Origin of the sequence: Hydrogenophaga sp., assembly GCF_051860785.1 — a bacterium.
Lineage (GTDB): Bacteria > Pseudomonadota > Gammaproteobacteria > Burkholderiales > Burkholderiaceae_C > Hydrogenophaga.
The window spans coordinates 241558-254480 of record NZ_JBIMLB010000001.1; the positions used below are offsets into that span (position 1 = coordinate 241558).

Annotated in this window: 11 protein-coding genes; all 11 read left to right on the forward strand. The window is 66.0% G+C overall.

Annotated elements, in window-relative coordinates:
- Positions 1-10: 10 nt before the first annotated feature.
- The 11 genes from hslV (at position 11) to ftsW (ending at position 12903) form a co-directional block, all read left to right on the forward strand.
- Positions 11-559 (forward strand): ATP-dependent protease subunit HslV, encoded by a 549-nt coding sequence (gene hslV / locus ACTIF6_RS01135; RefSeq protein WP_439586163.1) that lies wholly within the window; start codon positions 11-13, stop codon positions 557-559.
- Positions 560-568: 9 nt separating this feature from the next.
- Complete coding sequence (gene hslU, locus ACTIF6_RS01140) at positions 569-1909, forward strand: ATP-dependent protease ATPase subunit HslU (protein ID WP_439586164.1); 1341 nt, start codon at positions 569-571, stop codon at positions 1907-1909.
- A gap of 264 nt (positions 1910-2173) precedes the next feature.
- Positions 2174-2599, forward strand: a complete 426-nt coding sequence (gene mraZ, locus ACTIF6_RS01145; RefSeq protein ID WP_439586519.1) for a division/cell wall cluster transcriptional repressor MraZ — start codon at positions 2174-2176, stop codon at positions 2597-2599.
- 5 nt (positions 2600-2604) lie between these two features.
- A complete protein-coding gene (gene rsmH / locus ACTIF6_RS01150) occupies positions 2605-3531 on the forward strand; it encodes a 16S rRNA (cytosine(1402)-N(4))-methyltransferase RsmH (RefSeq protein WP_439586165.1) in 927 nt (308 codons plus the stop codon).
- A 109-nt stretch (positions 3532-3640) separates the two neighbouring features.
- Positions 3641-3949 carry a cell division protein FtsL gene (gene ftsL / locus ACTIF6_RS01155; RefSeq protein ID WP_439586166.1) on the forward strand — a complete coding sequence of 103 codons (309 nt, stop codon included), beginning with the start codon at positions 3641-3643 and terminating at the stop codon, positions 3947-3949.
- Positions 3946-5679, forward strand: a complete 1734-nt coding sequence (locus ACTIF6_RS01160) for a peptidoglycan D,D-transpeptidase FtsI family protein (RefSeq protein WP_439586167.1) — start codon at positions 3946-3948, stop codon at positions 5677-5679. Before ftsL ends, ACTIF6_RS01160 begins: the two co-directional genes overlap by 4 nt.
- A 2-nt stretch (positions 5680-5681) precedes the next feature.
- Entirely contained in the window at positions 5682-7238 is a 1557-nt protein-coding gene (locus ACTIF6_RS01165) for a UDP-N-acetylmuramoyl-L-alanyl-D-glutamate--2,6-diaminopimelate ligase (RefSeq protein WP_439586168.1), read from the forward strand.
- Positions 7235-8671: a UDP-N-acetylmuramoyl-tripeptide--D-alanyl-D-alanine ligase gene (locus ACTIF6_RS01170; protein WP_439586169.1), complete on the forward strand. Its 1437-nt coding sequence runs from the start codon at positions 7235-7237 to the stop codon at positions 8669-8671. Before ACTIF6_RS01165 ends, ACTIF6_RS01170 begins: the two co-directional genes overlap by 4 nt.
- On the forward strand, positions 8661-9839 hold the full coding sequence (mraY, locus tag ACTIF6_RS01175; protein WP_439586170.1) for a phospho-N-acetylmuramoyl-pentapeptide-transferase: 1179 nt from the start codon (positions 8661-8663) through the stop codon (positions 9837-9839). Before ACTIF6_RS01170 ends, mraY begins: the two co-directional genes overlap by 11 nt.
- Positions 9836-11599, forward strand: coding sequence for a UDP-N-acetylmuramoyl-L-alanine--D-glutamate ligase (gene murD, locus ACTIF6_RS01180; RefSeq protein WP_439586171.1), 1764 nt, complete (start codon positions 9836-9838; stop codon positions 11597-11599). Before mraY ends, murD begins: the two co-directional genes overlap by 4 nt.
- Positions 11596-12903, forward strand: a complete 1308-nt coding sequence (gene ftsW / locus ACTIF6_RS01185) for a putative lipid II flippase FtsW (RefSeq protein WP_439586172.1) — start codon at positions 11596-11598, stop codon at positions 12901-12903. The genes murD and ftsW overlap by 4 nt, the downstream gene beginning before the upstream one ends.
- Positions 12904-12923: the final 20 nt, after the last annotated feature.

Here is a 12923-nt window from a genome sequence, read left to right on the forward strand (position 1 = left end):
CTCGAACTTCATGGAATCCTTTCACGGCACCACCATCGTCTGCGTTCGCCGGCAGACTCCGCAAGGTGTGCAGGTGGCCATCGGCGGTGATGGCCAGGTGACCCTTGGCAACATCGTGGTCAAGGGCACGGCGCGCAAGGTGCGCAAGCTTTACCACGACAAGGTGCTGGCCGGCTTCGCAGGCGCCACCGCCGACGCCTTCACCCTGTTCGAACGCTTCGAAGCCAAGCTGGAGAAGCACCAGGGCCACCTGGTCCGAGCCGCGATCGAGCTCACCCGCGACTGGCGAACCGACCGCGTGTTGCGCCGTCTGGAAGCGATGCTGGCCGTGGCCGACCACAGCGCCTCGCTCATCATCACCGGCAACGGCGACGTGCTCGAGCCCGAGCACGGCATCGTCGCCATCGGATCGGGCGGCGCCTATGCGCAGGCCGCGGCCAAGGCGCTGGTCGACCACACCGAACTCAGCGCCGAAGAAGTGGTGCGCAAGTCGCTCGCGATCGCGGGTGAACTCTGCATCTACACCAACATGAACCACACCATCGAAACGCTGGACTGAGCCCGACACATGTCTTCCATGACGCCACAGGAAATCGTTTCCGAACTTGACCGTTTCATCATCGGCCAGAAGGGTGCCAAGCGTGCCGTGGCCATTGCGCTGCGCAACCGCTGGCGGCGCCAGCAGGTCGACGACAAGCTGCGCCCCGAGATCACGCCCAAGAACATCCTCATGATCGGCCCCACCGGCGTGGGCAAGACCGAGATCGCTCGCCGCCTGGCGCGTCTGGCCGACGCGCCCTTCATCAAGGTGGAGGCCACCAAGTTCACCGAGGTGGGCTACGTGGGCAAGGACGTCGACAGCATCATCCGCGACCTGGCCGAGATCGCCATCAAGCAGACGCGTGAAGTGGAAATGCGCAAGCAGCGAACGCGTGCAGAAGATGCCGCGGAAGACCGCATCCTCGACATCCTGATTCCGCCGCCGCGCAGCATGGCAGCCGAACCGGCCAGCGTGGTCGCCACCACCGAGAGCACGGCGCGCCAGAACTTCCGCAAGAAGCTGCGCGAAGGCGAGCTGGACGATCGGGAGATCGAGATCGACCTGATCGAGCAGCGACCCCCCATGGAAATCATGGGGCCGGCGGGCATGGAGGAAATGGCCGAACAACTGCGCGGCATGTTCAGCCAGATGGGCGCGGGCAAGCGCCAGACGCGCAAGCTGCCCATCGCAGGGGCGATGAAGCTGCTCATCGAAGAAGAAGCGGGCAAGCTCGTCAACGAAGACGAGATCCGCACGCGCGCGCTGCACAACGCCGAACAGAACGGCATTGTGTTCATCGACGAGATCGACAAGGTCACTTCGCGCAACGAAGGCGGTGGCACGGCCGAGGTCTCGCGCCAGGGCGTGCAGCGCGATCTGCTGCCGCTGGTGGAGGGCACGTCGGTCACGACCAAGTACGGTGTCATCAAGACCGATCACATTCTCTTCATCGCCAGCGGCGCCTTCCACCTCGCCAAGCCGAGCGACCTGATCCCCGAGTTGCAGGGCCGTTTCCCGATCCGCGTGGAATTGCAGTCGCTGTCGGTCGACGACTTCGAAGCCATCCTCACGCAGACGCACGCCTCGCTGGTGCGTCAGTACCAGGCGCTGCTCGCCACCGAGGGTGTGACGATCGAGTTCAGCCCGGAGGGCATCCGTCGCCTCGCGCAGATCGCATGCGATGTGAACGAACGCACCGAAAACATTGGGGCGCGCCGCCTGGCCACCGTCATGGAACATCTGCTCGACGAGGTCAGCTTCGATGCCGCTCATCTGGGCGGCCAGACCATCGCCATCGATGCCGCTTATGTGGATGGGCGACTGGGCGAACTCAGTCAGAACGAAGACCTGTCTCGTTACATCCTCTGATGTCTGGCGCGCACCCCGCGCGTCATCAACTGATTACCTGTACAGCCCTGTCTCTTTCAGGGTTTTCAAGCATCACATGCAGTGCTTGTTGTAAGTGCTTGCTTTTAATGCGTTTTTGATTCGATGGAGGTGCACCTTTGCCTCCTAAGTGGTTGATTTCATTGAAAAAATCTGTAGCCGCGCGCTTGCGCCTCCACCTTTTCCTGATAAAGTGGAGAAAAGTGCAATTAAGTGGTGAAAAGTGTTTTTCAAGGATTGACTGCGGTGTTCCAGGGTGCGTCTTCTCTCAGTCTCGATGTCAAGGGTCGGCTCTCCGTGCCGACGCGGCACCGTGACGCCCTGGGCGCGGGTTCGAATCAGCTCACCATCACCAAGCATCCCCATGGCTGTCTGATGATCTTTCCGCGCAGTGCGTGGGAAGAATTCCGGGATCGGATCGCATCGCTGCCGATGTCGGCCCAGTGGTGGAAGCGCATTTTCCTGGGCAATGCGATGGACGTCGAGATGGACGGCACCGGGCGCGTGCTGGTCTCGCCCGAACTGCGCGCGGCTGCCGGCATCACCAAGGATGCGGTGTTGCTGGGCATGGGCGCCTACCTTGAGCTGTGGGATGCCCAGGCCTACGCGGCGCAAGAAGCCGAAGCCATGAAGGCCGACATGCCCGATGTCTTCAAGGACTTCTCCTTCTAAGGGCGATGGTGCAAGGCGCATGGATTCACCACACCGTCCTGTTGAACGAAGCTGTGCAGGCGCTGTCGATCAACCCGGACGGGCATTACGTGGACGCCACCTTCGGGCGAGGTGGCCACTCGCGCCTGGTGCTGGAGCGCTTGTCTTCGAAAGGGCGGCTGACCGCCTTCGACAAGGACCCACAGGCGGTGTCGGTGGCGCAGGAACTGGCGGCCAGCGATGGCCGTTTTTCCATTCGGCACGAAGGTTTTGCGCATCTGGCAGAGCTGGGTGTGGCGAGCGCCGACGGCGTGCTGATGGATCTGGGTGTGAGTTCACCGCAGATCGACGATCCCCAGCGAGGCTTTTCCTTTCGCCACGATGGACCTCTGGACATGCGCATGGACACCACGCGCGGCCAGAGCGTGGCGCAGTGGCTGGAGACGGCCGAGATTTCCACCCTGGCGGAGGTCATTCGTGAGTATGGCGAAGAACGGTTTGCTCAATCGATTGCAAAGGCGATTGATCGTCGCCGACAGGAACGGGGCCCTTTTCGAACCACCCGCGAGCTGGCCGAAGTCGTGGCTGGCGCGGTCAAAACCCGCGAGCCGGGCAAGGACCCTGCAACGCGCACATTTCAGGCTCTTCGGATTTTCATCAACGCCGAGCTTGAAGAGTTGCAACAAGCGCTAGAGGCCAGTCTGAAGGTGTTGCGTCCGGGAGGAAAACTGGTGGTCATCAGCTTCCATTCGCTCGAAGACCGCATGGTCAAGCAGTTCATGGCGCGCCATTCGCGTGCCGTGGTGGATCGCCGCGTGCCCTTTGCCGAACCCGCGCCGATGGCGCTGCGCGGCCTCCAGCGCGTGATGCCTTCCGATGAGGAGGTCCAGGGCAATGCCCGTTCACGCAGCGCGGTGATGCGTGTGGCCGAGCGAACGGGAGCCGAAGCATGACCACCCCCGTCGCTTGCTCACTGCGTGTAGCCGCATTCCCCCTCAAGGGGGCAACACCAGCAGACCGGCGGAGCCGGATCTGCGGTGTTCCTGGAAGGGGGCTGACCTCATGATCCGGCTGAATCTTGTTTTGCTGGTGGCGGTGATCGCGAGCGCGTTCTACCTCGTGCACACGCAATACGAGTCGCGCCGGCTTTATGCCGCTCTGGACCGTTCGCAGGCGCAGTCGCGCAAGCTGGACGCCGAGCATGAGCAACTGCAGGTGCAAAAGCGCGCCCAGGCCACACCTGCGCGCGTGCAGTTGCTCGCATCGCGCCAGTTGCAGATGCGTCCGGTCACGCCGGGCATCACGCAGTACGTCACCGTGTTCGAGCCGCAACCTGCTGCTGCGCCCGCCACATCGGAGCGCCGGCCATGAGCCGCAGCATCAACTACTCCGCGAGCCCCTTGCTGGCCAGCCGCACGCCCGTCTGGCGCAGCAAGTTCATCGTGGCGGCGCTGGCGATGGCCTTCGCAGGTCTTGCCGGACGGGCCGCCTACGTGCAGGTGTTCGGCAACGACTTCTTCCAGCGTCAGGGCGAAGTGCGCTTTGCCCGCACGCTGGAGCTGCCTGCCAACCGCGGCCGTGTGCTCGATCGCAATGGCCTGATCCTCGCGTCCAGCGTGGTGGCTCAAAGCATCTGGGCGATTCCTGAAGACGTGGACCGCGGCGATCCGAAGCTGCGCCAGCTGGCGAAGCTGCTGGAGATGCCGCTGGCCGATCTGCGCAAACGCCTGGCCAACGAAGACAAGACTTTCGTGTGGATCAAGCGCCAGGTGGACGAGCCGGTGGCCAGGGAGATTGCAGCACTCGGCATCAAAGGCATCTACCAGCGCCGCGAGTACAAGCGTGAATACCCCGAGGGCGAAGCGGCGGCGCACGTGGTCGGTTTCACCAACGTGGAGGACATCGGGCAGGAGGGCGTGGAGCTGGCCTTCAACTCGAAACTGGCGGGCAAGAATGGCTCGCGTCGCGTGATCAAGGACCGCCTGGGCCGCGTGGTGGAAGACGTGCGCGACGTGGTGCCGCCGGTGGACGGACCCGACCTGCAGCTCTCGATCGACAGCAAGGTGCAGTATTTCGCCTACCAGAAGCTCAAGGACGCGGTGCAGCTGCACAAGGCCCGTGCGGGCAGCGTGGTGGTGATCGACACGCTCACCGGTGAGGTGCTGGCGCTGGCCAATTACCCGAGCTACAACCCCAACCGCCGCCAGAACCTCACGGGGGAGCAGTTGCGCAACCGCGTGCTCACCGACAGTTTCGAGCCGGGTTCGACCATGAAACCGTTCATCGTCGGACTGGCGCTGGACAAGGGGCTGGTCACACCCAACACCCCCATCAACACGGCACCGGGCCGCATCATGATCGGTGGTTCCACCATCAGCGATTCGCATCCCAATGATGTGCTCACGGTTTCGCAGGTGATCCAGAAGTCGAGCAACGTGGGCACCGTCAAGATGGCGATGCAGATGAGCCCGCGCGAGATGTGGGAAACCTACGCGCAGGCGGGTTTCGGGCAGAAGCCGCAGGTGCCGTTTCCCGGTGCGGTGGCTGGGCGCCTGCGGCCCTACAAGAGCTGGCGCCCGATCGAACAGGCCACCATGAGCTATGGCTACGGGCTGTCGACCTCGCTGTTCCAGCTGGCGCAGGCCTACACCGTCTTTGCACGCGACGGTGAGCTGATTCCCGTGACGTTGCAGAAGTCGGCCGACCACGTGGCGGGCGTTCGTGTGTTCAGCGAGAAGAACTCGGTCGCCGTGCGGCAGATGCTGGGCCTGGCCGCCGGCCCGGGCGGTACCGGATCGCGCGCGCAGACCATGGGCTATTCGGTCGGTGGCAAGAGCGGCACTGCGCGCAAGCAGGAAGGCAAGGGATACGCCGACAAGAAGTACCGCAGCTGGTTCGTGGGGCTGGCACCGGTGGAGTCGCCCCGCATCGTGGTGGCGGTGATGGTCGACGAGCCCAGCAACGGCGCCTTCTACGGCGGGGTGGTCGCGGCGCCAGTGTTCAGCGAAACCGTGCAGCAGACGCTGCGCATCCTGGGCGTGCAGCCCGACATGAACGTCAAGCCGCAAATCGTCACCGAAGTGGTGGAAGAGTCGTTCTGATCATGCGCACCATCCTCCATCCCCATGCCGTGGCCGAATGGCTGCGCGAGCGCGTGACTGGCGAACTGCACTGCGACAGCCGCCGTCTGCGTGAGGGCGATGGATTCGTGGCCTGGCCGGGGGCGGCCACCGATGGCCGCCGCTTTGTGGCCGATGCCTTGCGCGCCGGCGCCAGCGCGGCACTCGTCGAACTCGACGGTGTGGAAGCCCATGGCTTTACCGATGAGCGCATCGCAGCCGTGCCAGGGCTCAAGACCTCGGCTGGGGCCATCGCCAGTGCCTTTCACGGCATGCCCAGTGCGGCGCTAGACATGGTGGCCATCACCGGGACCAACGGCAAGACGTCCACCGCCTGGTGGACCGCCCAGTTGCTCTCGGCGTGCCAGAGGCCCTGCGCGGTGGTGGGCACGCTCGGCATGGGCCGCCCGCCTGCGGCTGCAGGCGAAAGCGTTGCGCTGATCCCCACGGGGCTCACCACGCCCGATCCGGTGATGTTGCAGACGCAGTTGCGCCGCTTTGCCGATGAGGGTCTGAAGGCCTGTGCGATCGAGGCCTCGTCGATCGGTCTGGTGGAAGGGCGCCTGAATGCCACGCGCCTGCGCGTGGCGGTGTTCACCAACTTCACGCAGGACCACCTTGATTACCACGGCAGCATGGAGGCCTACTGGTCCGCCAAGGCGGCCTTGTTCGACTGGCCTGCGTTGGTCAGTGCGGTGGTGAATCTGGACGATCCGCGCGGCGTGGCGCTGGCGGCCTCGCTGGCCAGCCGTGGCCTCGATCTCTGGACCGTCGCCATTGAGTCCGAAGATGCGGGGTCCGAACGCCTGGCGCGCGCGCGCCTGTTCGCCAGGGACCTGCGCTTCACCGACCACGGCATGGCCTTGCGTGTCGGCGAGCGCCATGCCCAGGGGCAGGTGCTGGAGACCCACGAACTCGCCTTGCCGCTGGTGGGACGCTACAACGTGTCGAATCTGCTGTGCGTGCTGGCCACGGCCCGCGCGTTGGGCGTTCCCCTGCTTGAGGCCGTGCGCGCCTGCACCACCCTCACGCCGGTGCCCGGCCGCATGGAGCAGGTTGCTGCCGCCGCGCCGGGGCAGCCACTGGTGCTGGTGGACTATGCGCACACCCCCGATGCCTTGCAGAAAGCCCTGCAGGCCCTGCAGCCGCTGGCTCGGCAACGCGGTGGCGTGCTCTGGGTGGTGGTGGGTTGTGGGGGCGACCGCGACGCCGGCAAACGCCCCTTGATGGCCGCTGCCGCCGAGCGCGAAGCTCGCCAGCCGGTGCTCACCAGCGACAACCCGCGCAGCGAAGACCCGCAGGTGATCCTGCATCAGATGGTGGCCGGGCTGTCCAGCCCGGCGGCGGCACAGATCGAGCCCGATCGCGCACGTGCCATCGATCTGGCGGTGTCGCGGGCCGACGCGCGCGATGTGGTGCTGATCGCCGGCAAGGGCCACGAGGACTACCAGGATGTGATGGGCATCAAGCGACCTTTCTCCGACCTGCACGAGGCGCGCGACGCGCTGCAGCGGCGCGCGCGCCAGGGAGCCACCGCATGAAGACCATCGGCCAGTTGCTTGCACAGCTCAACGGCGCCCATGCAGTGGGCAACGTGGACCTGCCGTTCACCCGCGTGCACACCGACACGCGCAGTCTGCAACCGGGTGACCTGTTCGTCGCGCTCAAGGGCGAGCGCTTCGACGCGCACGAATTCCTGCCCCAGGCGCAGGCTCAGGGCGCGCTGGCCGCCATTGCCGACCATGGCCTGGTCGAGGCTGGCCTGGCCGGTGTGGTGGTGCCCGATGCGCGGCGCGCGCTGGGCGAGCTGGCGAGCCTGTGGCGCGCGCAGTTCAGCCTGCCGCTGATCGCCGTGACCGGCAGCAATGGCAAGACCACCGTGACGCAGATGATCGCGTCCATCCTGCGCGCGGCCGCTGGTGAGGCGGCGCATGCCACGCTGGGCAATTTCAACAACGACATCGGTGTGCCGCTCACGCTGTTGCGCCTGAACGCAGGCCATCGCCTCTCTGTGGTCGAACTGGGCATGAACCACCCGGGGGAGATCGCCGAGCTCGCGGCGCTGGCGCGGCCCACGGTGGCGCTGGTGAACAACGCGCAGCGCGAGCATCAGGAGTTCATGGCCACCGTGGAGGCGGTTGCGCTGGAAAACGGGCAGGTCATCCACGCACTGGGGGAAGACGGCGTAGCTGTTTTCCCATCCGATGACACCTACACCCCGTTGTGGCGCAAGCTGGCCGCAGCCCGGCGCGTGCTCACCTTCAGCGATACCGACGCAGGTGCCGACGTCACCGCCGTCAGCACCGCGTGGCAGGGTGGTGCATGGGCACTCCGCTTCAAATGCCACGCCGGAGAGGCCGACGTGCACCTGCGCATCGCAGGTCGGCACAACGTGCGAAATGCGCTTGCCGCTGCCACATGCGCCCTGGCAGCGGGCGTGCCGCTGGAAGCGATCGCGCGTGGGCTGGATGCGTTCGAGCCGGTGGGTGGACGCTCGCGCGCGCTCTCGATGCGTCTGGGCGAGCGTTGTGTCACGCTGATCGACGACACCTACAACGCCAACCCCGACTCGGTGCGCGCGGCCATCGACGTGCTGGCCGAATTGCCGTCCCCACGCTTGCTGGCGCTGGGCGACATGGGCGAGGTCGGTGAACAGGGCCTGGCCTTTCATGAAGAGGTGCTGCGCCACGCCCAGGCGCGCGGTATCGAGGCGGTGCACGTCACCGGGGACTGGATGGCCCGGGCCTGTGCCGCGCTTCGCGCAGCCGGAGCGCCGGAGCCCATCCACTGGGTCGAGGTACCGGCCATGGCTGGTGCCGTTTGCGCGGCCGTCACCGACGACCGGCCCGTCTTCCGCAGTGTGCTCGTCAAGGGTTCGCGGTTCATGCGCATGGAACGCGTGGTGCAGGCCTTGCAGGCGCTGGAGCACGCACCACACATGGACAACAACAAGGACAACGCCCATGCTGCCTAGCCTGGCCCTCTGGCTGCAAGGCCTTTCACCCGAATTCGGTTCGCTGCGGGTGTTCCAGTACCTGACCTTTCGCGCCGTCATGGCCGCGCTGACGGCCCTGCTGGTGGGCCTGGTGGCAGGCCCCTTCTTCATCCGTCGCCTGGCTGCGCTCAAGATCGGCCAGCCGATCCGCGAGTACGCGATGCAGACGCACCTGAGCAAGGGCGGCACGCCCACCATGGGCGGCGTGCTGATCCTGTTTGCGATCGCGCTTTCCACCTTGCTCTGGTTCGACCTGTCCAACCGTTTCGTGTGGATCGTGCTGCTGGTCACGCTGGGCTTCGGCGCCATCGGCTGGGCAGATGACTGGCGCAAGGTGGTGCACAAGGACCCCGAGGGCATGCGTTCGCGCGAGAAGTATTTCTGGCAATCGGTGATCGGCCTGGTGGCAGCGTTCTACCTGGTGTTCGCCGTCTCCGAATCCAGCAATCTGCGCGTGCTGGAACTCTTCGTTGCCTGGGTGCGCTCGGGTTTCACGGTGGATCTGCCGCCACAGGCCGGCCTGCTCGTGCCGTTCTTCAAGGAAATCAGCTACCCGCTGGGTGTGTTCGGCTTTGTGGTCATGACCTACCTGGTCATCGTGGGTTCGAGCAACGCGGTCAACCTCACCGATGGTCTGGATGGGCTGGCCATCATGCCGGTGGTCATGGTGGGTTCGGCACTGGGTGTGTTTGCCTATGTCACCGGCAACGCGGTGTTCTCGCGCTACCTGCTGCTGCCGCACATTCCGGGCGCCGGTGAACTGCTGATCTTCTGCGCCGCCATGGCCGGCGCCGGCCTGGCCTTCCTCTGGTTCAACACGCACCCCGCGCAGGTCTTCATGGGCGACGTGGGTGCGCTCGCTCTCGGTGGCGCGCTGGGCACCATCGCCGTCATCGTGCGCCAGGAAATCGTGCTGGCCATCATGGGCGGCATCTTCGTGGTGGAAGCGCTCTCGGTGATGCTGCAGGTGACCTGGTTCAAGTACACCAAGCGCCGGTACGGCACGGGCCGCCGACTTTTCCAGATGGCACCGCTGCACCACCATTTCGAGAAGAAGGGCTGGAAAGAGACGCAGGTCGTCGTGCGCTTCTGGATCATCACCATGCTGCTGTGCCTCGTGGGGCTGTCCACGCTGAAACTCCGATGAAAGACCAGGCCGTCCTCGTCCTCGGGCTCGGTGCATCCGGCCTGGCCATGGCACGCTGGTGCACGCGCCAGGGTGCGCGCGTGACCGTGGCCGACACGCGCGAGGCGCCACCACAGCTCGCAGCCTTGCAGGCCGAGTGCCCGCAGGCCGATTTCGTGGCCGGTCCGTTCGACGATGTGCTACTGGCGCGCGGCGAATGGCAGCTGATCGCACGCAGTCCGGGCCTGGCACCGGCTTCGCTGCAGGCGGTGTTCGACTGGGCTCAGGCGCGTGGCGTGGCCGTGGTGGGGGAACTCGACCTGTTCGCCCGCGCGCTGGGCGAACTCGCACAGCGCGAGCGCCTGCCGTACCGACCGAAGGTGCTGGCCATCACCGGCACGAACGGCAAGACCACCGTGACCTCGCTCACCGGTCTGTTGCTGCAGCGCGCGGGGGTGAACGTGGCGTTGGCTGGCAACATCGGCCCGTCCTTGCTGGACGTGCTGTCCGCTGCGCTGGACCATGAAACGGTTGCCCAGCAGGCCGACGATGAGCGTGCAGCAGCCGAAGCGCAGGCTGCAGAAGTGCCGCACGAGACACCGGTGGCCGTCGCGACGCTCGATGACACGCCAGACGAAGAAGCGAGCGAAGAGGTATTGCCGCCTGCTGCCGAAGGCGAGGAAGACGGCCCGACACAGATCGTGCCCCCGCCCATCGAACCACCACAGCCGGCCCACCTGCCGTCTGTGTGGGTGCTCGAACTCTCCAGCTTCCAGCTCGACGGCACCGCCGGTGGCGCCTGGGATCCTGTGCCCACGGCTGCCACGGTGCTCAACCTGACGGAAGACCACCTCGATTGGCACGGTGGCATGACGGCCTACACGCGGGCCAAGGCGGCGGCATTCGGCTCGCAGGCGCTCATGCTGCTCAACCGCGACGACCCGTTGGTGATGGCGCTGCAGCCCGGCCTGGTGACGGTGAAGGTGGGCAACCGCAACCGCCAGCAAAGCGCCCGACCTTGGGCCAGCTTCGGGTTCGACGTGCCCACGCGCGCGGGCGACTGGGGCATCGAAACGGTGAACGGCATGGCCTGGCTGGTGCGCGCCCTGGCGCTGGACGAGACGCGCAAGCGCGGCCGTGCCACGGAAGAGGATGAGGAGTTGTATTACCAGCGCCTCATGCCCGTGGACGCGTTGCGCATCCGTGGCCGCCACAACGCCGCCAACGCCCTGGCCGCACTCGCACTGGCCACCTCCACCGGCGCCGCACTCGGTCCCATGCTGCACGGCTTGCGCGAGTACCGGGGCGAGCCGCACCGCGTGGAGCCGGTGGCCATCGTCGACGAGGTGGAGTACTTCGATGACAGCAAAGGCACCAACGTGGGTGCCACCCTGGCCGCCGTGCGTGGCCTCGGTGCCGAGCGGCGCCTGGTGGTCATTCTCGGAGGCGACGGCAAGGGACAGGACTTCGCACCGCTGGCCGAACCGCTGGCGCGGCATGCGCGGGCGGTGGTCTATATCGGCCGCGACGCCGCGCTGTTGCGCGCTGCGGTGGGCACGGCGCTGGACGAAGCCGGAGCGCAACAGCTCGATGCCGCCACATTGCCGGAGGCGGTCAGCCTGGCCGCGCAGCAGGCCCGTTCGGGGGATGCGGTGCTGATGTCGCCCGCCTGCGCCAGCCTGGACATGTTCGACAACTACGTGCACCGTGCGCGCGTGTTCGTGGACGCGGTGCACGCGCTCGCACTGGAACATGGCTTGAGTGTGGAGAGCGGCCAATGAAGAAGAAACCCGCACCCGCCAAGTCCTGGCTGCAACGCCTGCGCGAGAGTCTGCCGGGCCTGGGCGGGCGCGACCTCGCAGGTGCGCTGGCGGGCGGTTCCTCGCGCGATGACTTGCCGGTGCGGCTGTCCAACCGCACCTACGCCGGCACGCGCAACGTGGCCGTGCGCGAACTCGGCTTCGATCAACCCCTGCTGTGGGTGGTGGTGGCGTTGCTGGCGTGGGGCCTGGTGATGGTGTATTCGGCCTCGATCGCCCTGCCCGACAACCCGCGCTTTGCCAACTACGCGCACACACACTTCGTGCTGCGCCACGGCATCTCCATGGTCATCGGGTTGATCGCGGCCATGGTGGCGTTCCAGTTCCCGCTGCGCTCCTGGGAAAAGATGGCGCCCTGGCTGTTCGCCGCCGCGCTGCTGTTGCTCGTGCTGGTGCTGATCCCTGGCATCGGCAAAGGCGTCAACGGCGCACGGCGCTGGATCTCGCTGGGCATCATGAACTTCCAGCCCTCCGAGCTCGGCAAGCTGGCCGTGCTGCTCTACGCCGCCAGTTACATGGTGCGCAAGATGGAAGTGAAAGAACGCTTCTTCCACGCTGTGGCTCCGATGGCGGTGGCGGTGGGCGTGGTAGGCATGCTGCTGCTGGCCGAGCCCGACATGGGCGCCTTCATGGTGATCGTGGTCATCGCCATGGGCATCCTGTTCCTGGGCGGCGTGAACGCGCGCATGTTCTTCCTCATCGCGGCGGTGGTGGTCGGCGCCTTCGCGTTGATGATCATGGCCAGCGAGTGGCGGCGCGACCGGATCTTCGCCTACCTCGACCCCTGGAGCGTGGAGCACGCGCTGGGCAAGGGTTACCAGCTCTCGCACTCGCTCATCGCGTTCGGCCGGGGCGAAATCTTCGGCGTGGGACTGGGCGGCAGCGTGGAAAAACTTCACTGGCTGCCCGAGGCGCACACCGACTTTCTTCTCGCGGTGATCGGCGAGGAGTTCGGCCTGATCGGCGTGGTGGTGCTCATCGGCCTGTTCCTCTGGCTCACGCGCCGCATCATGCACATCGGCCGCCAGGCCATTGCGCTGGACCAGGTCTTTGCCGGTCTGGTGGCGCAGGGTGTGGGTCTGTGGATGGGTTTCCAGGCGTTCATCAACATCGGCGTGAACCTGGGCGCATTGCCCACCAAGGGCCTCACGTTGCCGCTCATGAGCTACGGCGGCTCCGCCATCCTGCTCAATCTGGTGGCCATCGCCATCGTGCTGCGCGTGGACTATGAGAACCGGCAGATGATGCGAGGAGGGCGCGCGTGAAACAGCCACCCTGCGCTCTG

What these genes read in the sequence shown, in the direction of transcription:
- hslV (WP_439586163.1), top strand. Translation starts at nt 11, where the DNA reads ATGGAATCCTTTCACGGCACCACCATCGTCTGCGTTCGCCGGCAGACT.
- hslU (WP_439586164.1), top strand. Translation starts at nt 569, where the DNA reads ATGTCTTCCATGACGCCACAGGAAATCGTTTCCGAACTTGACCGTTTC.
- rsmH (WP_439586165.1), top strand. Translation starts at nt 2,605, where the DNA reads ATGGTGCAAGGCGCATGGATTCACCACACCGTCCTGTTGAACGAAGCT.
- ftsL (WP_439586166.1), top strand. Translation starts at nt 3,641, where the DNA reads ATGATCCGGCTGAATCTTGTTTTGCTGGTGGCGGTGATCGCGAGCGCG.
- ACTIF6_RS01160 (WP_439586167.1), top strand. Translation starts at nt 3,946, where the DNA reads ATGAGCCGCAGCATCAACTACTCCGCGAGCCCCTTGCTGGCCAGCCGC.
- ACTIF6_RS01165 (WP_439586168.1), top strand. Translation starts at nt 5,682, where the DNA reads ATGCGCACCATCCTCCATCCCCATGCCGTGGCCGAATGGCTGCGCGAG.
- ACTIF6_RS01170 (WP_439586169.1), top strand. Translation starts at nt 7,235, where the DNA reads ATGAAGACCATCGGCCAGTTGCTTGCACAGCTCAACGGCGCCCATGCA.
- mraY (WP_439586170.1), top strand. Translation starts at nt 8,661, where the DNA reads ATGCTGCCTAGCCTGGCCCTCTGGCTGCAAGGCCTTTCACCCGAATTC.
- murD (WP_439586171.1), top strand. Translation starts at nt 9,836, where the DNA reads ATGAAAGACCAGGCCGTCCTCGTCCTCGGGCTCGGTGCATCCGGCCTG.
- ftsW (WP_439586172.1), top strand. Translation starts at nt 11,596, where the DNA reads ATGAAGAAGAAACCCGCACCCGCCAAGTCCTGGCTGCAACGCCTGCGC.